Origin of the sequence: Pseudomonas putida (assembly GCF_003228315.1) — a bacterium.
Taxonomy (GTDB): domain Bacteria; phylum Pseudomonadota; class Gammaproteobacteria; order Pseudomonadales; family Pseudomonadaceae; genus Aquipseudomonas; species Aquipseudomonas putida_S.
In genome coordinates this window covers 2,065,901-2,086,014 of record NZ_CP029693.1, presented here as the reverse complement: position 1 = coordinate 2,086,014, position 20,114 = coordinate 2,065,901, and the positions used below count along the sequence as shown (strand labels likewise).

General features: G+C 58.8%; 20 protein-coding genes and 1 pseudogene. 8 read left to right on the top strand and 13 right to left on the bottom strand.

The window, feature by feature from the left end; all coding sequences use genetic code 11:
* Window positions 1-83: 83 nt before the first annotated feature.
* Window positions 84-941, top strand: coding sequence for a cache domain-containing protein (locus DKY63_RS09470; protein WP_096511945.1), 858 nt, complete (start codon window positions 84-86; stop codon window positions 939-941).
* A gap of 47 nt (window positions 942-988) precedes the next feature.
* Here DKY63_RS09470 and DKY63_RS09465 read toward each other — a convergent pair whose 3' ends face one another.
* The 5 genes from DKY63_RS09465 to DKY63_RS09445 are packed head-to-tail and all read right to left on the bottom strand — an operon-like array spanning window position 989 to window position 4,960.
* Window positions 989-2,251 carry an NAD(P)/FAD-dependent oxidoreductase gene (locus DKY63_RS09465; protein WP_096511944.1) on the bottom strand — a complete coding sequence of 421 codons (1,263 nt, stop codon included), beginning with the start codon at window positions 2,249-2,251 and terminating at the stop codon, window positions 989-991.
* 26 nt (window positions 2,252-2,277) lie between these two features.
* Entirely contained in the window at window positions 2,278-2,445 is a 168-nt protein-coding gene (locus tag DKY63_RS09460; RefSeq protein WP_090468934.1) for a rubredoxin, read from the bottom strand.
* Between the two features lie 52 nt (window positions 2,446-2,497).
* Window positions 2,498-3,517, bottom strand: a complete 1,020-nt coding sequence (locus DKY63_RS09455; protein WP_096511943.1) for a zinc-dependent alcohol dehydrogenase — start codon at window positions 3,515-3,517, stop codon at window positions 2,498-2,500.
* Between the two features lie 22 nt (window positions 3,518-3,539).
* Window positions 3,540-4,016 (bottom strand): MaoC family dehydratase, encoded by a 477-nt coding sequence (locus DKY63_RS09450; RefSeq protein ID WP_096511942.1) that lies wholly within the window; start codon window positions 4,014-4,016, stop codon window positions 3,540-3,542.
* Between the two features lie 41 nt (window positions 4,017-4,057).
* Entirely contained in the window at window positions 4,058-4,960 is a 903-nt protein-coding gene (locus tag DKY63_RS09445; RefSeq protein ID WP_172901610.1) for an SDR family NAD(P)-dependent oxidoreductase, read from the bottom strand.
* Window positions 4,961-5,274: 314 nt separating this feature from the next.
* On the opposite strand from DKY63_RS09445, the gene DKY63_RS09440 reads away from it, so the two are divergent.
* Window positions 5,275-6,021: a TetR family transcriptional regulator gene (locus DKY63_RS09440; protein WP_110963860.1), complete on the top strand. Its 747-nt coding sequence runs from the start codon at window positions 5,275-5,277 to the stop codon at window positions 6,019-6,021.
* Between the two features lie 2 nt (window positions 6,022-6,023).
* Here DKY63_RS09440 and DKY63_RS09435 read toward each other — a convergent pair whose 3' ends face one another.
* The 3 genes from DKY63_RS09435 to DKY63_RS09425 are packed head-to-tail and all read right to left on the bottom strand — an operon-like array spanning window position 6,024 to window position 8,624.
* On the bottom strand, window positions 6,024-6,875 hold the full coding sequence (locus DKY63_RS09435) for a MaoC family dehydratase N-terminal domain-containing protein (protein ID WP_162634891.1): 852 nt from the start codon (window positions 6,873-6,875) through the stop codon (window positions 6,024-6,026).
* A gap of 58 nt (window positions 6,876-6,933) precedes the next feature.
* Window positions 6,934-7,734 (bottom strand): enoyl-CoA hydratase, encoded by an 801-nt coding sequence (locus DKY63_RS09430; RefSeq protein ID WP_110963858.1) that lies wholly within the window; start codon window positions 7,732-7,734, stop codon window positions 6,934-6,936.
* Window positions 7,735-7,754: 20 nt separating this feature from the next.
* Entirely contained in the window at window positions 7,755-8,624 is an 870-nt protein-coding gene (locus DKY63_RS09425; RefSeq protein WP_110963857.1) for a MaoC/PaaZ C-terminal domain-containing protein, read from the bottom strand.
* A 193-nt stretch (window positions 8,625-8,817) separates the two neighbouring features.
* On the opposite strand from DKY63_RS09425, the gene DKY63_RS09420 reads away from it, so the two are divergent.
* The 3 genes from DKY63_RS09420 (at window position 8,818) to folE (ending at window position 11,594) form a co-directional block, all read left to right on the top strand.
* On the top strand, window positions 8,818-9,681 hold the full coding sequence (locus tag DKY63_RS09420; protein WP_110963856.1) for an SDR family NAD(P)-dependent oxidoreductase: 864 nt from the start codon (window positions 8,818-8,820) through the stop codon (window positions 9,679-9,681).
* A gap of 51 nt (window positions 9,682-9,732) precedes the next feature.
* Entirely contained in the window at window positions 9,733-10,920 is a 1,188-nt protein-coding gene (locus DKY63_RS09415; protein WP_110963855.1) for a lipid-transfer protein, read from the top strand.
* Between the two features lie 113 nt (window positions 10,921-11,033).
* The gene (folE, locus tag DKY63_RS09410) at window positions 11,034-11,594 is read left to right on the top strand and encodes a GTP cyclohydrolase I FolE (protein ID WP_110963854.1); all 561 of its coding nucleotides are present in this window, start codon (window positions 11,034-11,036) and stop codon (window positions 11,592-11,594) included.
* A 56-nt stretch (window positions 11,595-11,650) separates the two neighbouring features.
* On the opposite strand, the gene DKY63_RS09405 is transcribed toward folE, so the two are convergent.
* From DKY63_RS09405 to DKY63_RS09385, 5 genes are read right to left on the bottom strand one after another with little or no spacing between them, the layout of a single operon-like run.
* Window positions 11,651-12,700, bottom strand: a complete 1,050-nt coding sequence (locus DKY63_RS09405; protein WP_162634890.1) for an acyl-CoA dehydrogenase — start codon at window positions 12,698-12,700, stop codon at window positions 11,651-11,653.
* An 8-nt stretch (window positions 12,701-12,708) separates the two neighbouring features.
* Window positions 12,709-13,869, bottom strand: coding sequence for an acyl-CoA dehydrogenase family protein (locus tag DKY63_RS09400; protein WP_110963852.1), 1,161 nt, complete (start codon window positions 13,867-13,869; stop codon window positions 12,709-12,711).
* 10 nt (window positions 13,870-13,879) lie between these two features.
* Window positions 13,880-15,121 (bottom strand): CaiB/BaiF CoA transferase family protein, encoded by a 1,242-nt coding sequence (locus tag DKY63_RS09395; RefSeq protein ID WP_110963851.1) that lies wholly within the window; start codon window positions 15,119-15,121, stop codon window positions 13,880-13,882.
* Window positions 15,118-15,891: an SDR family NAD(P)-dependent oxidoreductase gene (locus DKY63_RS09390; protein ID WP_090468961.1), complete on the bottom strand. Its 774-nt coding sequence runs from the start codon at window positions 15,889-15,891 to the stop codon at window positions 15,118-15,120. Before DKY63_RS09390 ends, DKY63_RS09395 begins: the two co-directional genes overlap by 4 nt.
* A 10-nt stretch (window positions 15,892-15,901) precedes the next feature.
* Entirely contained in the window at window positions 15,902-16,273 is a 372-nt protein-coding gene (locus DKY63_RS09385; RefSeq protein WP_090468964.1) for a Zn-ribbon domain-containing OB-fold protein, read from the bottom strand.
* A 181-nt stretch (window positions 16,274-16,454) separates the two neighbouring features.
* Here DKY63_RS09385 and DKY63_RS09380 point away from each other — a divergent pair, with 181 nt between their 5' ends.
* From DKY63_RS09380 to DKY63_RS33045, 3 genes and pseudogenes are all read left to right on the top strand, one after another.
* The gene (locus DKY63_RS09380) at window positions 16,455-18,038 is read left to right on the top strand and encodes an MFS transporter (RefSeq protein ID WP_162634889.1); all 1,584 of its coding nucleotides are present in this window, start codon (window positions 16,455-16,457) and stop codon (window positions 18,036-18,038) included.
* Window positions 18,039-18,070: 32 nt separating this feature from the next.
* Window positions 18,071-19,225, top strand: a pseudogene (locus tag DKY63_RS33050) (HAMP domain-containing protein); the annotation flags it as partial.
* A 144-nt stretch (window positions 19,226-19,369) separates the two neighbouring features.
* Entirely contained in the window at window positions 19,370-20,083 is a 714-nt protein-coding gene (locus DKY63_RS33045) for a methyl-accepting chemotaxis protein (protein ID WP_430523150.1), read from the top strand.
* Window positions 20,084-20,114: the final 31 nt, after the last annotated feature.

Below are 20,114 nucleotides of genomic sequence, written 5' to 3'. Positions count from 1 at the left end.
AAGTTGAATGGCTGCCCAGGGCAAATGATACTATGTCAGTTAATTTGTAACTTTATCTAACGGTGCAGGTGCAGGTGCAGGGCATGAAACTGTTTCAAGGGGCGGGCAGGTGGGTAGCGTGCTGGATATTTCTGCTGATAACCGTTCAGGCCGGGGCCGCAGAGCCTCAGGACGATGGTCAGGGGGCAAGGGCTCTGCTTGAGCGTGCAGTTCTTTATTATCAGGAGCATCACGAAAGTGCCATGGCGGCTTTCAGTCGCCAGGGGGATTTTGTTGATAACAACTGTTATGTGCTGGTGCTCAATACCAGTGGCGTAATGCTGGCAAGTGGCGGTCCGTCCAGTTATCTGATCGGGAAGAACGTCGGTGAGGTCTTGCCAAAAGAATTGAAGACGGCTTTCTCCGAGGCCCTGCGGACCGAGTCAGGCCAGGGCGTGCGGAAGGCTCAATACCACTGGAAAAACTGGAGTGGCGACCGCGACGAGAACAAGGTCGTCTACTACCGTCGCGTCGATGACAAACTCTTCGCCGTGGGCTACTTCATTTCACGGGAGTCTGCGGAAAATGCCCGGTTGATGCTCGACAAGGTTGCGGATGCCATCGCATCCAACCCTGCTTCCACGCTGGATGCCATCAATCAGGCGAACCCGGCGTTTCGTCAGGATGATCTGTACCCTTACGTGATTGATCTGAACAGTCGGCGCTTTGTTGCTCATGGCCTCAATAAGCGTTTGCTGGGCGTGGATTTCAGTACCCTCAAGGACGCCCATGGTCAGCCATTAGGGGCACCCATTCTGCGCATATCTCAGCGCAAGGGGACAGGAGAGTATCAATACCTTTGGACAAATCCATTGACCAACCGGGTCGAGAACAAGCATGCGTTTTTCCGCCGGGTAGGTTCGTATCTGGTCGCTGTCGGTTACTACCAGGACAAGCCGTAAGGTGTGAGAGAGCGGCGCCGGATAACCGGCGCTGCGGCCTGCATTACTCAGGCGGGGGTAGTCATTTGAGCGAGGATGTCCTTGAGTGACATTGAATCGTCGACAAGGCTTGGGATGTCGGGTTTTTGTCGTCCCTGAACGAGCTTCTTGATCAAGGCGAATTCCGATTGGCGATTGATGCAGTCTGCGGCAATCACCATGCCCTCGCGCAGGTAGAACACAACAAACGAACGCAAAGCCGGTGAGCCGCGCAGGCAGGTCTGGTCGTGACCCTGTGACAAGCCGACAGTTTGCAGTTTCAGGTCGTACTGATCGGACCAGAACCAAGGTACCGAACGATAGGGCAAGGGCTTGGCGCAGATCGCCAGTGCCGCCGTCCGGGCTTGCTCAACGGCATTAGGAATAGACTCCAGGCGCAGCCGGCGACCGTAGAGCTCGCTTGGATGACTGCAGCAATCACCAATGGCATGAATGAATGGGTCGCTGGTGTAAGTGTACTCATCGACCACAATGCCATTGTCGATTTCTAGTCCCGCTTGCTCGGCCAGCTCGGTATTGGCAATGGCACCGATCCCAACCAAAACCAGGTCGGCGGGGAACACACTGCCATCGCTGAGTTGAACCGATTCAACCCGTTCACCCGTGGTGTCGAGATTCAAACGATCGAGTTGGGCATTGAGGTGCAGTTTTGCCCCTTCAGCCTGATGAACGTGCTGATAGAAACTGGAGACATCCGGGGCTGTTACACGTGCCAGAAGCCGGTCCATGCTTTCTATCAAACTGACCTTGAGCCCTCGCTTGAGCGCCACGGCAGCGACCTCCAGGCCAATGTAACCTCCACCAATGATGACCAGGCGTTTGCCTTCGAGCATTTGCTCGCGCATCTGCTGCGCATGAGCGAGGGTGCGCAAATAATGCACGTTTGCCAGGGGGCGCTCTGAGTCCAGGATGGCAAGTTGTCTCGGCCGGCTGCCGGTGGCGAGAATCAAATGGCTGTAGCCCAGGCTGCTGCCATCGGACAATTCAATGGTCTTTTGTGCGGCGTTCAGGCTCACCACCTGAACGCCGAGACGCGTCTCGATGTTGGCCTTTTCATAAGCATCGGCGGGACGAATGAGCAAGGCCTGATCATCGACCGTACCGGCCAGAAAGCCTTTGGACAGGGGAGGGCGCTGATAGGGCAGGCTGACTTCATTGCCAATCAGAACGACGCGCCCGGTGTAACCGTTCTGGCGCAGCGAAATGGCCGCTTCGCAGCCGGCATGGCCGCTGCCGACAATCAGGGTGCAGCTGGATTCAGGTTGGCTCATTTACAGTCTCCCGGCGACGGCCTGTTTCAGGCGATTTCCAGCATGGCGAAGTCTTCTTTGGTGGCGCCGCATTCCGGGCAAATCCAGTCTTCGGAGACATCTTCCCAACGCGTGCCGGCGGGAATGCCCTCGGCCGGCGCGCCGAGTGCTTCGTCGTAGATGTAACTGCAAAAAAAACATTGCCACTTTTTCATGATCGTCGTGCACCTTCTTAACGCGTGGAAATGGAGAGTCGTCGTTTAAGTGTCACGCCACCCTGACGACGACTTTGGCGGACAGTTCGGGGACCTGGGCCATGGCAAAGGCTTCGGCGAACTGAGCGAAATCGAACGAGTGGCTGAGCATTGGGGTGATATCGAGCTGTGAATCGCTGAGCATCTCGATGACTTCCGGAAATTCATCGGGATAGGAGAGGGAGCCGATCAGTACGAGCTCCTTGATCATCACCTGGATCATGTTCAGTTGAACCGGCTTCTTGTGCGTCGCCAGTACCACGATCCGTGATTTTTCCCCGGCCATGTCCACCATTTGCTCCAGCAGCGGGCCATGCCCGGCACAGTCGATGTACAACGAGGCATCGACTACGGGTAGCCCAGTGAGCTTGGCGGTTCGCATGCCCAGGTATTCCTGGAGTGTTGATTGCAAATCGGCACGACCGGGGTTGATGACATGGTCCGCTCCCAGTTGACGGGCGCGCTCCAGTCGCTCGTCGGTTAAGTCCACGGCAACCACTTTGGCCACTCCGCGGTACTTCAATGCGGCTATTACACCTAGGCCAATCGGGCCTGCCCCAAAGACAACGGCACGATCTTGAGTGTTGACGCCAGCCTGGTTCAGGCCATGCATGCCCACAGCAATGGGTTCGGTCAGTACGGCACGCTGGAAGTCCAGCGAGTCGGTCAAGGGGAACAGCGTTTCGCCCAGTCGTGCATTTCGCACCAGCAAGTACTCGGCAAAGCCGCCGTGGTCAGGGTCCCCTGTACCAATGCGGCTCGAGCCCTTCATGGGGTCTACCACCACTCGCAGGCCTGGCTGGATATTTTGCACATCACTGCCGACGGCGTGAATGGTGCCAACCAGCTCATGTCCCAGCGGTAAGGGCTGACCACCCGGTCGACCAATGTAACCGTCGCGGGCAAAGCCAAGATCGCTACCGCAGATGCCAAACATAGCGACCTTTACAATCACATCGAGCGGACCGGCCTCAGGCATCGGCACGTCGACGACTCGCAGATCTTGAATGCCATACAAGCGTACTTGTTTCATCGGGTGGCCTCGTTGAGTGGGTTCAGCCGGCCAGATTGGCGCGGCCCTTTACCAGGCGCAGCGGCGTATACACCATCACTACGGTGCCGTCCTGTTTGACTACTTGGTTGCGGGTGCGCACCAGCCCCATGCCAGGCTTGCCTTTACTTGCCCTGGATTCAATGACTTCGACCTCAACATGCAGAGTGTCGCCGGCAAAGGTCGGCCCTTTGATATCCAGCTCCGTGTGCAGAAAAGCCACGCCAACACCTTGCAGGGCGGTCTGGAAAAGAAGCCCCTCCGCGAAGCAGAACACTTGCCCACCCGGTACCAGGCGGCCATTGAATCCGGCCTCCTTGAGGAACTCGACGTTGGTGAACAACACTTCGAGCATCCCGGTCGCAGAAATGAAGTTGACAATGTCGGCCTCGGTCACGGTACGCCCGAGTGTTTTGAAAGTGCGCCCTACCGGGAGGTCTTCCCAGGGAAAGCCAATGCCAATGGTTTCTGGTTCGCTCATCTTGTTATCTCGTGTCTGGTTGCAAAGTCGGGAACGAGGGATCAGATCGGATCCCAGGTAGTCAGCTCTGGTGATGGCGTGTTCGCATAAAAGGAGGTCTGCATGGCCGGTATCGCGTGCTCGGCGATGGTTTCTGCGGTCCAGCCCTCGCTGCGATGCACCGAGCGGATGACCCGGGATTGCGAGAACAGATAAATCTCGTTAGCGCGCACACCGAAAATCTGCCCGGAAACACCGGCCCCCGCGTCGCTCGCCAGGTACACGGCCAACGGGGCAATCTTGCGCGGCTCCATGAGTTTGAGTTTTTCCATGCGCGCAGCGGCTTCGGGGGTGTCGGTCGGCACTGAAGCGGTCATGGCGGTCCACGCCCAGGGGGCGATGCAGTTCGAACGCACGTTGTAGCGCTTCATGTCCAGTGCGATGCTTTTGGAGAGCCCGACCACGGCCATTTTGGCTGCTGCGTAGTTGGCTTGTCCGGGGTTGCCGATCAGGCCACTGGTGGAGGTCATATGGATGTAGCTACCGCTGGCCTGCTCCTTGAAATAGGGGGCGGCGGCACGGGCGACGTAGAACGAGCCATTGAGGTGCACGTCGACCACCGCCTGCCATTCTTCAAGGCTCATCTTGAAGAAGAAGCGGTCGCGCACAATGCCGGCGTTGTTGATGACCGTATCGATTCGACCGAACTGATCCAGTGCACATTCGACGATGCGGTGTGCGGAGTCCCACTGGGCTACGCTCTCAATGCTGGCCACGGCTTCACCACCCGCCTGGCGTATTTCTTCGGCGACTGCCTCGGCAGCGCTGCCGCCATCCGGGGTGCGCCCCAGATCATTGACGACCACCCGCGCGCCCTCCGCGGCAAAAGCGAGAGCATATTCGCGGCCGATACCGCTACCGGCTCCGGTGATAACGACGACTTTGTCTTGAACCATGGATGGCATGCCCGTCTCCTGCGTTTTGAGTGCGGTTTCCGATTTGGGTTGTGTATCGGCTTGGCTGGGTGACGCTATCATAATAACTGGCATTATGTCAGTTATTGATTTTGTACGGCAAGCTGTCGTTTTGCCGTTTCGGTAGAGAATCGATAGGGAAACAACAGTTGCGTGCGCAGGCCAGTTTGTATAGTTTTCACCAATAGCTGTTCGATTGTTGTTTTTTGGAGCCGATTGGAGCCAAGAACCGGTTGATGCAGCTTTTTTGTTTTCGGATCAGCGATACCCGTATTTTTTCGATTTGATGGAGCGAGACTCAACCCATGGCAAACGACGTCACGATGAACAAGCAGGGCCAGACGCTCGGACGCAAAGGCTTGGAAACCCGGCAGCGGCTGATGTCCGCCACACGCCGATTGCTCTATACGCACCCGCTGCCGGATATCACCGCAGTGGCCATTGCCAAGGCGGCGAGTACGTCATCGGCAAGCTTTTATATGTATTTCGATGATGTGCAGGATGTGCTGTATGCGCTGAGTCTTGATGCCGGCGAGGAGATGGCTGAAGTAGCACGTTTGCTTGAAAAGCCTTGGAACCCTGCGCGTTACGAGGAAGAAGCGCTGGGTATTATCGAATCATTGAACATGGTCTGGAGCCGTCATCGCGAGGTGTTGCGTTATCGAAACCTGGAAGCAGACCGTGGCGACCCTCGTTTCGAAGAGCTGCGAATGAACACCTATATCCCGTTCATCGAACGCTTTGCCAAGCTGATCCTTGCGGTCAATCCACCCATGGGCGGACGCAAAAAAAGCGACGCATATGCAGAGGCCACTGTATTGCATGCGGCAATGGAGCGCTTGGCGGCGTTGGACCCGGTGGTCATGGAGCGAGGGCTTGGTGCCAAGCGTGTCAATGCGGCCATTGCTCGAATAGTCGTACAGACTCTGATCGGGCAACCCACCGACAGTGCCAGCATGAGGGCGGCAGCTCTGACCAAACCCAAAAATGGCGCTTCCAAAGCCACAGCTGAAGACGCTGTGGCCCCGGAGGAGACTGAACCCCAGCCTTGATTTCAGGCTGGGTCGAACTCGATGAAGCCGTGGCTCAGCACCGGCGCATCGCGTTCGCAGGCGTGCATCTTGAACAGCGCAAAACCCGAGCGCACGTGCCACAAGTCGATGCGCATGGTTTCACTTGTCAGCATCGGCCCGGCATAGCGCACGCCAATGGCGCGCAGGCGATCGGGTTCATTGTCGCAGGCCATTAGCAAAGCACCTCGCCCGGCCAAACCAAAACAGCCCAATCCGCGCAGCATGTATTGCTGCGTGTCCGCTTGCGCCTGCGCGGCGACCGCAATGTCGGCCGATAACCGGAACAAGGTGTCGGCGCCCTCGGGGGTGCGGATTTCCAGCGTGCAATCAGGACGGCGATCAGGAATGGCTTCTGGGCGCTGTGAGGGTTGCGGCTGGCCGCCAAAACCGCCGTTACCACGTAATACCGTGGTCACTTCGATGCTCACCAACGGATTACCCTGCTCATCGCTGAGCAGTTGCTCCTGTACCATCAAGGCACCTTTATCCCCTCGATCGAACACGTCTTTAATCTTCTGGGTCAGTACCACGCTTCCTTCTACCGGCAGAGGGCGATGTACACGCAGGCTCTCCTGGGCATGCACCATCTGCTGCCAGACGATCCCGCTGCGCGGATCTTGCTGCCAGAACTCACCATCAGCCAAGGCTACGGCACTCATTGGCAGGCCAGTCAATGCCGGGTTGTCATCGATAAAGCGGCTATCAATATCCTGCCAGCTGGGGTCGACGCCCGCACCGAAACCTTTGGCGAAGCGAATGCTGTCAGCTCTGCCGTAGGTGCGAGTGGAGGCCGCAAACGGCCAGTTCATTAGCGTTTGATAATCAAGGGACACTACGGTTGCTCCAGGCGATGACACGGATGGGCAGGCCCGCAGGCCTGCCCGTTGGGGCTCAGGATTGGGCTTTCTTGGCGGCTTCGAGCGAGGCGCGCATGCCAGCGGCGGCTACGGCGTAGTGCTCGTTGGTCGAGGTGCTGAGGATGTGAGTGTCGAAGTGCGCCATGATCGAATTGCGGAAACCCATGATGTCAGCCGAACGATTGATCGAACGCTTGAGCATGCGCAAGCCAATGGGGGGTGCCTTGGCGATGTGCTCGGCCATGTTCATGGTGTATTGCTCAAGTTCCGCGCGTGGCACCACATGGTTGACCATGCCCCATTCCTTGGCTTCGCTTGCGCTGATTTTCTGCCCGGTGAACAGAAATTCCTTGGCTTTGCGAATGCCCATTACCCAAGGATGGACCAGTGTTTCCACCGAGGCCGCAGCCAGGCTATGGGCGACCGGGTCGCTGAAGAAGGCGTCGTCGGCAGCGATCATGATGTCGCACATGTTGGCGACCATGAAACCACCGGCGATGCAGGCACCTTGTACTTGAGCGATCGTTGGTTTTGGAAAGTCCCAGATGCGCAGAGCGTTGCCCAGGTAGTGTTCGCTTTCCCACAGCCAGTGCTGCTCGGGCGAGAATTCGCCGCGTTTTTCCATGCCATCCATCAAGTCGTGCCCGGCCGAAAAGTGCTTGCCTATGGCGCCAATGATAAGCACGCGGACATTGTCGTCCTTTTTCGCCAGATCCAGAGCGTGGTCGAGTTCGGCGAGCAAGTTTTCCGATTCGGCGTTGGCGTTGCCTGGCCGGTTATGACTGATGCGGGCCACGTGGCCGATGATTTCGTAGCTGATGTCTTGGTATTCCATGATGGTTTTCCTGTTGTCAGTCATGCGTCGAACTCAACGTAACCGTTGTTGAGGATGGTGATGTCGCGCTGTGTAGCAATCACTCTGAAAGAGGCCTGGCCAGGGCCTTCGCGCCAGGCTTCGATACGCAACGTTTCACCGGGATACATAGGTGCGGCGAAGCGCAGGTTCAGCTCCCGCAGTCGAGCGGGGTCGTTGTCGCAAAGCAACTTGATCAGTGCCCTGCCAGCCATTCCATAGCTGCTCATGCCGTGCAGGATCGGCTTGTCGAAACCGGCGAGGGCGGAAAAGGCCGGGTCGATGTGCAAGGGATTCAAATCTCCGGACAGGCGATAAATCACGGCCTGCTCAGGACGGCTTTCCAGCTCGATGCTCAAATCGCAAGGCCGGTCTGTAGGGATTGGGTGCGGCTTGGGCTGGCCTTCGGCCGAGCCACCGAAGCCGCCGTTGCCACGCATGAAGGTCGACCACTTCGAGGTCGCCAGTAGCGTTTCAGTGCGCGCGCAGTAGATGCGCCGCGACATGTACATCACCGCACCCTTGTCAGCACCCTTGTCGAAAATTTCGTCGACCTGGTCACGGCCGATCACTTCACCGTGAGCGGGAAGGGGCTGATGCAGGGTCAGGAACTGTTCGCCATGCAGGACCTTGCTCAGGTCAATTCCGGTTTCCGGATCGGCCAGCCAGGATGCGCCGCCGGCCAGGATGCTGGCCATGGTCGGCAACGCCTTCAAGCCAGGCTCGTAGACGTACTGCAGGTCCTCGGCGGCGAGAGGGTTGCAGGTAGCGGCACCGACACCCAATGCATAAAGGATGGTGTCGCGTTCGCTGTAGGTTTGTCTGGCCTCTGGAATGGACCAGTTTTTTATACGTTGGTAATCGAGAGACACGTTTTATTCCTCGGCCAGGGTGGTTGCTGAGCCATAGCATTGCCTTTAACATTAAAACTGTCAAATAGTCAGTTATGCGGTGTAGTATTCATGTGGGGCCGCTAAAAACAGGCCATTCGTCATAAATTAGTGACTGAGGTTCAGTTGGGTGTCCGAGGCCTCGCTCATAACAAGAACGTTTTGGAGACAGACAATGGCTTTATTGAGTGGGAAAGTCGCAATCATCACCGGTGCCGGGCGCGGGCTGGGTGCTGCCTATGCAACGTTGCTAGCCGCCGAGGGCGCGGCCATTGTGGTCAATGACCTGGGGCGTGACGAAAACGGTGCCTATATTGCCGAGTCAGTGGCGCAGGGGATACGCGATAGCGGTGGTCAGGCAGTCGCCCACACCCAGGACATCTCGACCGTCGAAGGCGGTCAGACCTTGTGCGCAACCGCACTGGAGCATTTCGGACGCGCCGATATCCTGATCAACAACGCCGGGATCCTTCGCGACAAATCGTTCCTCAAGTTGAGCGAAGCGGATTGGGATGCAGTCATCGCGGTCAACCTCAAGAGCATGTACGCCGTCACTCAACCGGTATTTGGCTGGATGAAGGAGAACGGTGGCGGGGTCATCGTCAACACCTCTTCCACGTCCGGGCTGGTTGGCAATTTTGGCCAGGCCAACTACGCAGCGTCCAAATGTGGTGCCTGGGGCTTCTCCAATGTGCTGGCGATCGAGGCTGCCAAATTCGGCGTGCGGGTCTGGACGCTCGCACCGGCCGCGGTTTCCGCGCTGACCGCGCCATTGATGGACGAAATCAGCAAGGCTCAGTTGGCGCCCGAGCATGTGGCCCAGGTGGTGCTTTACATGGTCAGTGAGCTATCCGGTCAGCGCACCGGGCATTGCCTGTTTGCTTCTGGTCAGAGCGTGCGAGAACTGAAGCTGGTGTCGGCTGAAGGCATTCGTGGTGGTGGCGTCGATCCGCAGTTCAGTGCCCAGCGTCTGGCCGCTGAAGAGGACAAGGTTTTCCGCTCGGAAACTGCCCTGACCATCATGGATTTCGCTCGTTAAGCAAGCACCGATCAACTCATCTCGGACGCGCATCGTCCTGTGGAGAACAGCATGAGCAATAAAGTTCTGGTCGCCGGTGTTGGCATGGTCAAGTTCACCAAGCCAGGCAAGAGTGAAATGTATGACGTCATGGGCGCACAGGCGATTGCCAGTGCCCTCAAGGATGCCGGTATTGAATATGGTCAGGTACAGCAGGCGTATGCCGGTTTCGTTTCCGGTGACACCTGCTCTGGGCAGACGGCGCTATACCATGCGGGGTTGACGCAGATTCCGGTGATCAACGTCAACAACGCCTGTGCCAGCGGCTCTTCGGCCTTGTTTCTGGCGCGTCAGGCGGTCATGAGCGGGGTTGTCGATGTTGCCTTGGCCGTTGGTTTCGAACAAATGAATCCCGGTGCCCTGGCTGGCAGTGACGCCGCTGCCCGCACGCCAATCACTGTGCGTATCGATGAGGCCACTCGACGCATCCGTGGCTGGGACGAGCTGGCGCCCACTGGGCCTCAGTACTTCGGTGGGGCGGGTGCCGAGTACATGGAAAAATACAACGTGACTGCCGAGCTGTTCGGTCGGGTTTCGGTCAAGGCCCGCAGCCATGCCGGGCGCAACCCTTACGCACTGTTCACTGACCCGCTGACCCTGGAGCAGGTCATGGGTTCGCCAGCCATTTTTGGTCCATTGACGCGCCTGATGTGCTGTCCGCCGACCTGCGGCGCCGCAGCGACAGTGGTGGTGTCCGAAGCCTATGCACGCAAACATGGCCTGGCCAATTGCGTGGAGATCGCCGGCATGAGCCTGACCACCGACGGACCGCAAAGCTACGAGTCCGGCAGCATGATCCAAGTGGTCGGTGCCGGCATGACCTCGCGGGCTGCTCAGCAAGCCTATGCGCAAGCAGGTGTCGGGCCGCAGGACCTGGATCTGGTCGAGCTGCATGACTGCTTCTCATCCAATGAGATCATCAGCTACGAGGCGCTGGGCTTGTGCGCCGAAGGCGGCAGCGAACGCTTCGTTCTCGATGGCGACAACACCTATGGGGGCAAGGTGGTCACCAACCCATCCGGCGGACTGTTGTCCAAGGGGCATCCATTGGGGGCGACGGGCCTGGCACAAATTGCTGAAGTGTCCTGGCATTTACGCGGGTTGGCGGGTGATCGCCAGGTACCTGGCGCACGCCTGGGGCTGCAGCACAACGTCGGGTTGGGCGGCGCCTGCGTCGTCACCATTCTGAAAAGGATCTGATCTGCAGCGCTCCAGGCCCAAGGGCTCGTTTGATTTGCTAAACGAGCCCGCTTTCTTCCAGTCGATTGATTTGTCTGCGCAGGTGTTGGCCGGCGTGGTTTCGTGAGGGCGATATGAGCGAGCAGTTGTCGCAGCACTATCAGGCCATCCTTCAGGGGCTTGGTGAAAATGTCGAACGTGAAGGGTTGCTGGACACCCCAAAACGTGCGGCCAAGGCCATGCAGTATTTGTGTAATGGTTACCAGAAAACCGTCGAAGAACTCGTCAACGGTGCGCTGTTCGAGTCGGACAACGATGAAATGGTGATCGTCAAGGATATCGAGCTGTACTCGTTGTGCGAGCACCATCTACTGCCGTTCATTGGCAAGGCGCATGTGGCCTACATTCCGTCCGGCAAGGTATTGGGCTTGTCGAAGATTGCCCGCATCGTCGATATGTTTGCGCGCCGCCTGCAGATTCAGGAAAACCTGACTCGGCAGATTGCCGAAGCGGTCCAGCAAGTCACCAATGCCGTCGGTGTCGCCGTGGTGATTGAAGCCAAGCACCTGTGCATGATGATGCGCGGCGTGGAAAAGCAGAACTCAATGATGACGACCTCGGTCATGCTCGGACAGTTGCGCGAATGTGCCAACACTCGCCAAGAGTTTTTGCAGTTGATCAGAAGCCAGAAGTGATACGAAGAAACTGAGAGCGTGTCGGCCCTGCAAGCAAGGCCGACAACATCCTGATGCTAGGCAGACTGTTCCATCGGTTGGGTCAGCCTGCTCCACAAGGCCGCACCGTCACGAGCCAAAATCTGTTGGCCCAGACGTTCTGCCCAGTAGTGTTCGCTACCGGCATCCGCGCGCCATTGCCACAGGCGTCGGGTGTAGTAGTGAAGGCTGTGCTCGTCGGTCACGCCAATGGCACCAAACACCTGGTGGGCCATGGCGGCAGCGCGTCCTGCGGCCTTTCCAACCAGTGCCTTGGCCACTGCCGCCGCCTGGAACGGATTACCTGCATCGATCATGCGTGCCGCGTACAGGCCAGCAACCTGGGCTGCCGCTGCTTGGGAGGCGAGCTCGGCAATCATGTGCTGAATGGCCTGGAACTTACCGATCGGTTTGCCGAACTGCACACGGGTGTTGGCATAGTCCACACAGAACTCCAGCACCTTAGCCAAAGCTCCGGCCATCTGAATGCTTCTGAGCACAGCGATCAGCGGTTGCAGCGTGCTCGTTCCAAGTATTGGCGGTGCGGCTGCAAACTGTTCGGGACGCGTGTTGCTCAGGTTCCATTGCGCGCAGGGAAGGCGGTCGAGGGTTTCGACTATTTGCTGCTCACCTTCACTGGCTCTAACCAGGCATAGGTACAGGTCGCCTTCGCGCTCGGCGAGCAATACGACATGCTCGACCTGCGGCAACCAGCTTAATTGCGGGTCACGACCCAGCAAGCGATCTTGCCCATCCAGTTGATACACGCTGGTCGATACCGCCATGGGACCTTCAGGCACTTGCAGTCCGGCACAGGAAAGCGCCCACGCTGCGATGGCCGTTTCCCCGACGGGCAAAGGAACCGCATGGGTGCCACACAGACGCAACATCGGTTCACTCTCGGTCCAGCTCAGGCCGGCGCCGCCATGCTGTTCCTGACACATGGCGAGGGGGATGCCCAACTGCTCGATCTCGGCCCAGAGGACTGTCGCCGGGCGACCATCTTCAGCATCGACCCAGGTCTGGCGATCGATACGGTCAGTGAAGAGTCGGTTCACTTGTTCTGCGAGCATTTCGCTGATGTTCATGTCGTCACTCATCGCAGTCCAAGCCCCTTGGCAATGATGCCGCGCAAAATTTCGCGTGTTCCGCCACGCAGGGAGAAGCTCGGCACGTTCTGTACGAGGAAACCCTGCAATTCACTCAACTTGTTACCCCTGACAAGGGTGGATGGCGTGTCGAGCAATTCGCGCACGAGCTCCGGGATTCGTTGCTCATGGGTATTGCCCAGGTCCTTGACCAGGGCGGCTTCCTTGGCAGGGGAGTGGCCATCCTGAAGTTGGCCAAGGATGGACAGCGACATCTCGCGCAACACCGTCAATTCCGCGTAGGCCTCTCCCAGTTTTCGTGCCGCCAGACGGTCGGCCTTGTGGTCGCCATGCAGGGCTTCGATGGTCAAGGGCAGCAGAGGAAAGCTGCTCATATAGCGATCCGGTTGGCTGCGTTCGAAAGCCAGCTCCGCCGTGGCCTGGCTCCAGCCGTCACCTTCTTGCCCCACCAGCATATCGTCGGGAACGAAGACATCGTCGAAGACGACTTCATTGAAGTGCGCTTCGCCTGTCAGATCGTGAATGGGGCGTACTTCGATGCCGGATGAGCGCATGTCGATCAGGAACTGAGAAAGGCCTTTGTGGCGCTCCGCGTCAGCACTGGCACCCGTGCGGAACAGCCCGATCATGAAGTCGCACAGGTGTGCGTTGGTGGTCCAGACCTTGCGGCCATTAAGTCGCCAGCCACCGGCGACACGGGTAGCGCGCGATCGTAGCGAAGCCAGGTCCGAGCCCGAGTCGGGTTCGCTCAGGCCAATGCAAAACGAGGCCTGGCCTTTGACGATGAGTGGAATGAAGCGGCGACGCTGTTCTTCACTGCCCAGGCGCAAGAGCAGGGGGCCGCTCTGTCGGTCGCCGAACCAGTGCGCACCCAGCGGCGCGCCTGCAGCGAGCATTTCCTCGACCACCACGTATCGCTCCAGGCCGGAGCGCTCGTGGCCGCCGTAGGCTTTTGGCCAGGTCATGCCGATCCAGCCGCGGCGACCGACTTCTAGGCTGAATTCGCGGTCGAACCCCGTCCAGGAGTGACCGATCTTCCAGCCCGACCATTGGCTGGCGCTGTCCTGCAGAAAAGACCGGACTTCCTGGCGTAAAGGCTCCAGGGCGGCAGGCAGCTGCAAGGGTTTGAAACTGAAGGTTGATGTCATGACAGATCCCTCAGATGACGTTGCGTTGACGCAGTTCTTCGATGTGCGCCGGGTTCATCCCCAGCCAGTCACCGAGAATTTCACTGGTGTGTTCGCCGATAGTCGGTGGCGCCGACTTGTATTGAACCGGCGTCGAGGAAAACCGCATCGGGCTTGCCGCGGTACGAATCGTGCCATTGACCGGGTGTTCCAGCGGTACGATCATTTCGCGCTCAATGGCATGCGGGTCGCGCTCAAGGTCGGCCATGCTGTTGATCGGTCCGCAGGACACGGTGGCGGCATTGAGGTGGGCGATCCACTCATCCTTGCCACGGCCACGCAACGCCTCGGTAAGCAGCGCCGACAGTTCCTGGCGATTGGCGACACGCGCACCGTTGCGGGCAAAGCGGGGGTCTTCGATCCACTCGGAGCGGTCCACAGCGGCGGCTAGCCGGGCGAATTCGCGGTCATTGAAGGTCGCGACCAGGATAAAGCCGTCATCCACCGCGTAAACACCATAAGGCGATGCGCTTGGGTGATCGTTACCCGTGCGGCCCAGCTCCTTGCCACCGTTGAACCAGGCAGAAAAGGTGTTGAGCAGTGCGGCGACCTGGGAGTCGAACAGCGACACATCGATGTGCTGGCCCTCACCGCTCTCATGGCGGTGATTGACCGCGGCCAGTACGCCGATGGCGGCGTAGAGGCCGGCGCAGATATCCGCCACTGGAACACCGACTCGCATGGGGCCATCGCCGGCGTGTTCGTCGCGGTGACCGGTCACCGACATCACCCCGGCCATGGCCTGGATCAGGTAGTCATAACCAGACCGGTTGGCGTAGGGGCCGGTCTGACCGAAACCGGTGATAGAGCAGTAAATCAGGCGCGGGTTGATCTCGCGCAGCTCTTCATAGCTCAGGCCGTATTTGGCCAGGGTGCCGGTCCGGTAGTTCTCCAGCAGGATGTCCGATTTGGCCGCCAGCTGGCGCAATAGCTCGGCGCCTTCGCGCTCAGCGAAATTGACGCTGATCGAGCGCTTATTGCGGTTGACCGATTGGCTGTAGGTGGACTCCTGGTGGGGTTCGTTCTCGGTGCCCTTGATCCATGGCGGGCCGATGCGACGGATATCGTCGCCTTCGCCCTGGCGTTCGACCTTGAGGACGTCGGCGCCGAGGTCGGCGAGTATCTGTCCGGCATAAGGGCCGGCAATGACCCGGGTCATGTCGAGTACGCGCAGGCCTGCAAGTGCTTCTTTGGCAATATTGTGCATAGTCATACCGCTATGGTGTACCCGCCATTGACCGAAAGGACCTGGCCGGTGATATAGGAAGCCGCTTCGGACAGCAGGAAGCAGACAGGGACTGAAACTTCTTCAGGAGAGGCGAAGCGACCCAGTGCAATCTGCGCCAGGTAGGTTTCGAGAAACTTCGGATCGGTACGCACCTTCTCGGTCATGGCGGTTTCCACCATGCCGAAACACACCGCGTTTGCGCGGATGCCGTGTTTTGCCCATTCCCGTGCAGCTGTCATGGCCATGCCGAACATGCCGGACTTGGCCGCCGAATAGTTGATCTGGCCGAGGCTGCCGCGGCGCCCGGCATCGGACGAGATAAACACGATCGAGCCCGGCGCGCTGTCGCCCGCCCGAGCGCGTTGCAATAGATGCTGGCCGACCGCCTGGGTGAAGAAAAACGAGCCTGTCAGGTGCACATCGATCACCTGTTGCCATTGCTCCAGCGTCATCTTTTCGATCATGGCCGGCCGGCCAATGCCGGCGTTGTTGACCAGACCGTGGACGGCCCCGAAGTGGCTGACAGCCTGTTCCACGGCCGACTGTACGAAGGCCTGGTCACTGACACTGCCCGCCAGTGGCAGATAGTGCTCGCCCAGCTCATGGGCAGCGCTGTGCAGGGCATCGGCATTGAGGTCGACAGCTGCGACGTTGGCACCCAATTCGATGGCCAGGCGTGCAATGCCCAGGCCGATTCCCTGACCGGCACCGGTCACGACAATCGTGCGACCGGCAAGTGACATCGGATTTTTCATGATCTATCGCCTAGTGGTGGTGTGGGTCGAAAACGACAAAAAACTGGTCAACTTCCTCGACGATGCGCGCCTTGACACGCAGGCCGATCGTGACCTGTTCGGCGGGCATGCCTTCAATGCGCGTCATCATTCGCGGACCTTCATCAAGGTCGACCAGGGACACGTTGTAGGGCTGTGCGGGAGGCTTGGGGCGGATAACCGTCGCTGAGTAGACGGTGCCAAGCCCGCTGGCTTGCACCCATTCCAGGTCGGTATTGCCGGTTCGCGGCTCAAGCACCCGAGGATAAAAAAAGCAGCGTTGGCTCGAGCGGCTGCGCTGGAGCATGAATTGGCCTTGCTTCAGAAATTCCTGAAAGTCGGCGTCGGGGCGAATAGTCGTCATCGAAAGCCTGCTCCATGATCACTAAACTGCCACAGTGTCAGTAATTGACGGTGTATGGCACTGGATTGTCGATTCTTGTTGTCCTATCTGGTATAAAACTGTCAAACAGTTAGTTTTTAATATGCGGTCATTCCTTTCGCCAGTCAAGCGCAAGGACTGCATCAGAGAAGGCGAGGCTTCGATGACAGACAGTTTGAATTCGTTATGGGCGCCGCTGCGATTTGCCTCGTTCCGCGCCTTGTGGCTGGGCGCGTTGGCGATGAACCTGGCGATCTGGATGCAGAACGTAGGCGCTGCCTGGCTGATGGTGTCGCTGACCAGCTCACCGATGTTGGTGGCGCTGGTGCAGACGGCAATCAGCCTGCCAGCGTTTTTCTTTGGGCTGCCAGGTGGTGTGTTCGCCGATATTTTCAATCGACGTCGTTATCTGCTGGTCACCCAGCTAGGGATGTTTTGCACGGCTGCCACCTTGATCACCTGCAGTGCCCTGGGCCTGGTCACGCCCTGGCTGTTGCTGGGGCTGACGTTTTGTTTCGGTATTGGTTTTGCGCTGCAAGGGCCGGCTTGGTACACCACACAAGCCGAGTCCGTGCCACGACCCTACATGGCTTCGGCGCTGGCGCTTTCGTCGTTGTCCTACAGTTCAGCGCGTGCGGTTGGCCCAGCGCTGGCCGGCAGCGTGGTAGCCATGTCGAATGTGGTCAGTGTGTTTGCCATTTGTGGGCTGCTGTTGCTGGGGTCGTTGCTGGTGGTGATCAGCATGAAAGTACCGTCCCGTGATACAAGCCTGCCACCCGAAACGCTTTGGGCCGGGTTGCGCGGCACGTTGCGCTACGTGCGGCACTCGGCGGTGATGCGTGAGCAATGCTTGCGCACCTTTGCCTTTGTCGGTGCAGCCAGCGGCCTGTGGGCGCTGTTGCCGGTGGTCGCCAGCGAGTCGGGCGGCGCCGGGAACTATGGCGTGCTGTTGGGCAGTCTTGGCGTGGGCACCATGGTAGGGGCTTTTCTGATGCCCATGGTGCGCGCCCGGATGTCGCTGAATCTGATGCTGGCGCTGGCCGCATTGTTGTATGCGCTCAATTGTCTGTTGGTGGCGCTGGCGTCCAGCACGGCAGTGCAGTGTGTGGCGCTGTTTTTCGCCGGCATCGGCTGGCTCGCTGTCGGTACCAGCAACCTGGTCGCCATCCAGTCTTCAGTTGCACCGTGGATTCGCGCTCGCGCAGTGGCGATCTACATGCTGGTGTTTCAGGGCTCCCTGGCCATCGGCGGCGCGTTGTGGGGGGCGGCGGCCAGTCACTTCGACAGTCGCACAGCGTTGATGCTCGCAGCCATGGGGGTGGCACTGTCGATGCTGGTGATGTGGCGCTACCCGGCGTGGCTCGGTAACGACGACGAAGTCACCCCGTCGAGCGCAGAGCTGCCGGCTTTCAATTTTGTCGGTCTCGAGCCAGGCGAGGGACCGGTCGCGGTGCAGATCGCCTATCAGGTCAGTGCGCAGAGTCGCGAAGAATTCCTCCGTCAGATCAACCGTATCGGTGCCCAGCGTCGCCGGGATGGCGCCAGCTTTTGGCGGATCTACCGGGAACTGGACCATCCCGATCACTACCTCGAGCGATTCATTGTCGATTCATGGTCGGACTATCTGCGTCAGCAAACCCGAACCACCCTTGCCGACCAGCAGGCTGAGGCGAAAGTCAGAGCCTTTCACTGTGGCGATGGCCCACCGAAGGTTTCGCATTTCATCGGTGAGCGCCTGGTGCGCTGAACCTATAAAAACAATAAGGGAAGGAGTGCAGCATGAAGGCTTTGTTCTATCCGGGAATCTGGCTGATGAACCGTCTGGGGTTCGCCATGAAATTCAGCCTGATCAGTGTTTTATTCTTCGTGCCTCTGTTGGGGGCCAATACGTACCTGGTCGGCATTGCCTACCACCAGTGGCGGGTCAGTGCAGCGGTACTCGGCAGCCTGGCGGCGGTTCGCGAGTCTGTGCAATTGCAGCAACAGCTTGACCTGCTCAAGGATCTGGCCCAGATCCGGCAGCGGGTGAGCCAGGTGGAAAAGAAAAGCGATATCACCCAGCGGATCGAACGGGCTGAAGAGGCTGCCGTCTCCACAATCAGCCGGCTGGACATTTCTGGCCTTGGTTCGCCGACGATTGAGCGTCAACTCACAGCGTTGGTCCAGGGGCTGCAAACCTTGCGCAAAACCGAAGGCGCAGCCCCCCGCTCGGAATTGAGCGGTCAGTTGGCGGCGCAAGGTGCGCTTCTGCTGGAAAGTATTGTCGAGCAGGCGGGGCTGAGCCAGAACGATGAGCCGCGCGTGCGTCAGCTCAGTACCCTGATCGCAGTTCAAGTGCCAAGGCTGTCGGCGCTGCTGAACAATGCCCGGACACTGGGCTCGATCACCTTGGGCCAAGGCTACCCAAGTGCCGCCGATAGCGTTGCCCTGGAGCAATTGATGGTGGGGATGGATCGAGTCGGTGTCGAAAGTGCGCAGAAATTCCAGGTTTTTGACGCGCACATTGCACGTTCGCTTGCACCCGCGCTGCAGGTCGGGTTGCAAAGCATCGAAAGAGGCAAGCAACTACTCGATGAGCAAATCCTCAATGCGGCGGAGCCAATGCAGCAGTGGCCTGCCTATTTCGATCAGATGACCGGCTTGAGTGACAAGGTTCAAGGGCTGAACGATGCAGCACTGGCATCGCTCACCCAGTCATTGCAACAGCGGCTTGGACAGGCCCGCGGCGAAATGATCCTGTTGTCGGTGGCGTCACTCGCCATTCTGTTGTTGATCACCTACTTGTACGGTGCTTTTTATTTGGCGACGCGCGGAATCCTGGATGACTTGAGTCGGGTGATGGGCAAAGTCGCTCAAGGCGACATGACTGTTCATTTCGAGGTCCTGGGCAAGGACGAATTGGCAGCGCTCGGTACGGTGTTCAACGGTACGGTTGGACAGATCCAGCACCTGATCAGGCAAGTCGATGGCGTGGTCTTGCAGGTCGGCCAACAGAGCGATCTGGTGCAATCGGTTGCCCGCTCCAGCGCGCGTGAGGTAACCGGGCAACGTGAGCAACTGGAAGTCGTTGCCACAGCCATGAACCAGCTGGCGGTGACTGCACGCCAAGTCGCACGCAACGCGGAAAGTGCGGTCAGCAGCGCCCGAGAGGTGAACCGGGAAACCGAACAGGGCCGTCTAAGGGTGCGAGAGCAGGTCGGTGCAATCCAGCGATTGGCGGGGGAAATCGATGGGGCGATGCACTTGATTCATCAATTGGCGGCTGACAGCGAGGCGATAGGCCAGGTCCTGGAGGTGATCCGCAATATCGCTGAACAAACCAATCTGCTCGCACTCAACGCGGCCATTGAAGCCGCCCGCGCCGGCGAGCAGGGCCGGGGATTTGCGGTGGTCGCCGACGAAGTGCGCACGCTTGCGCGACGTACGCAGCAATCGACACTGGAGATCGAGCAGATGATCGGCAACTTGCACAGCCGGGTAGCCGAGACAGTCAAAGCCATGAGCAACAGCCACAAGACTGCAGGAACTACAGTCACCCAAGCCGATGAAGTGCAACAGACGCTGGAGAACATCGTCCGGGCTACAGGGCTGATCGTTGAGCAGAGTCAGCTGATAGCCGTTGCGGCGGAACAACAGACCCAGGTTTCGATGGAGATCGACAAGAGTCTTGTCGACATCAGTCAGGTGGGCGAGCAGACCTCTAGAGGCGTTATTCGGGCGGAGCAGGCGAGTCAGGATTTACATGGGTTGGTGAATGCTTTGCGGAAGGAGATTGGGGCGTTTCGGATTTGAGGGGCGCAATGCGAGTGGTGGGGGTCTCGGA

Coding starts and splice junctions, on each gene's coding strand:
- DKY63_RS09470 (WP_096511945.1), top strand. CDS start 84: ATGAAACTGTTTCAAGGGGCGGGCAGGTGGGTAGCGTGCTGGATATTT.
- DKY63_RS09465 (WP_096511944.1), bottom strand. CDS start 2,251: ATGAGCCAACCTGAATCCAGCTGCACCCTGATTGTCGGCAGCGGCCAT.
- DKY63_RS09460 (WP_090468934.1), bottom strand. CDS start 2,445: ATGAAAAAGTGGCAATGTTTTTTTTGCAGTTACATCTACGACGAAGCA.
- DKY63_RS09455 (WP_096511943.1), bottom strand. CDS start 3,517: ATGAAACAAGTACGCTTGTATGGCATTCAAGATCTGCGAGTCGTCGAC.
- DKY63_RS09450 (WP_096511942.1), bottom strand. CDS start 4,016: ATGAGCGAACCAGAAACCATTGGCATTGGCTTTCCCTGGGAAGACCTC.
- DKY63_RS09445 (WP_172901610.1), bottom strand. CDS start 4,960: ATGCCATCCATGGTTCAAGACAAAGTCGTCGTTATCACCGGAGCCGGT.
- DKY63_RS09440 (WP_110963860.1), top strand. CDS start 5,275: ATGGCAAACGACGTCACGATGAACAAGCAGGGCCAGACGCTCGGACGC.
- DKY63_RS09430 (WP_110963858.1), bottom strand. CDS start 7,734: ATGGAATACCAAGACATCAGCTACGAAATCATCGGCCACGTGGCCCGC.
- DKY63_RS09420 (WP_110963856.1), top strand. CDS start 8,818: ATGGCTTTATTGAGTGGGAAAGTCGCAATCATCACCGGTGCCGGGCGC.
- DKY63_RS09415 (WP_110963855.1), top strand. CDS start 9,733: ATGAGCAATAAAGTTCTGGTCGCCGGTGTTGGCATGGTCAAGTTCACC.
- folE (WP_110963854.1), top strand. CDS start 11,034: ATGAGCGAGCAGTTGTCGCAGCACTATCAGGCCATCCTTCAGGGGCTT.
- DKY63_RS09405 (WP_162634890.1), bottom strand. CDS start 12,700: ATGAACATCAGCGAAATGCTCGCAGAACAAGTGAACCGACTCTTCACT.
- DKY63_RS09400 (WP_110963852.1), bottom strand. CDS start 13,869: ATGACATCAACCTTCAGTTTCAAACCCTTGCAGCTGCCTGCCGCCCTG.
- DKY63_RS09395 (WP_110963851.1), bottom strand. CDS start 15,121: ATGACTATGCACAATATTGCCAAAGAAGCACTTGCAGGCCTGCGCGTA.
- DKY63_RS09390 (WP_090468961.1), bottom strand. CDS start 15,891: ATGAAAAATCCGATGTCACTTGCCGGTCGCACGATTGTCGTGACCGGT.
- DKY63_RS09385 (WP_090468964.1), bottom strand. CDS start 16,273: ATGACGACTATTCGCCCCGACGCCGACTTTCAGGAATTTCTGAAGCAA.
- DKY63_RS09380 (WP_162634889.1), top strand. CDS start 16,455: ATGACAGACAGTTTGAATTCGTTATGGGCGCCGCTGCGATTTGCCTCG.
- DKY63_RS33045 (WP_430523150.1), top strand. CDS start 19,370: ATGAACCAGCTGGCGGTGACTGCACGCCAAGTCGCACGCAACGCGGAA.